The sequence below is a fragment of the Mycobacterium sp. E3251 genome (genome assembly GCF_001666835.1).
Taxonomy (GTDB): Bacteria; Actinomycetota; Actinomycetes; order Mycobacteriales; family Mycobacteriaceae; genus Mycobacterium.
On record NZ_LZJF01000080.1, the window covers coordinates 1 to 761 of the forward strand.

Here is a 761-nt window from a genome sequence, read left to right on the forward strand (position 1 = left end):
TCGTCCCTGATCTCGGTTGGGGCCGGGGCCGATTTGCTCTTCACGGGCCAGCTCTACCAGGACCTGGCGATCAACGTGGCGGATTACTACGGCATTCCGATGGCCACGCTGCATTACATCCCGATGCGGCCGAACGGGCAGCTGATTCCGATGCTGCCGGGGCCGATGGTTCGCACCGGAATGGCGGTGTACGACTGGGTGTGCTGGCGCATGAACAAGAGGGCCGAGGACCGCCAGCGCCGTGAACTCGGCTTGCCCACGGCCACGGTTGCCTCGCCGCGACGGATCGCAGAACGTGGGTCATTGGAAATCCAGGCCTATGACAAAGTGTGCTTTCCCGGGCTGGCCGACGAATGGGCGAAGTGGAGCGGCCAGCGCCCCTTTGTCGGGACGCTGACCATGGAGCTGACCACGGATGTCGACGACGAAGTCGCATCGTGGGTCGCTGCGGGAACACCACCCATCTGCTTCGGCTTCGGCAGCACAACGGTCGATTCGCCGGCCGAGACAATCACCATGATCGGCGAGGCCTGCGCGGAGCTGGGCGAGCGGGCGTTGGTGTGCTCTGGCAAAACCGATTTCAGTGGCGCCGCTCATTCGGACCACGTCAAGGTAGTCAGCGCGGTCAATTACGCAGCGGTCTTTCCCGCTTGCCGGGCCGTGGTACACCATAGCGGCGCGGGAACCACGGCAGCGGGCCTGCGCGCCGGAGTGCCCACATTGAGCCTCTGGAGCATGAGCGATCAGAAGATCTGGGCAGG

At 64.5% G+C, this 761-nt stretch carries 1 protein-coding gene; it reads left to right on the forward strand.

All coding sequences use genetic code 11. From position 1 onward, the window contains the following. The coding region (locus A5697_RS11340; RefSeq protein WP_369806103.1) for a glycosyltransferase at positions 1 to 761 on the forward strand (761 nt) is incomplete at both ends.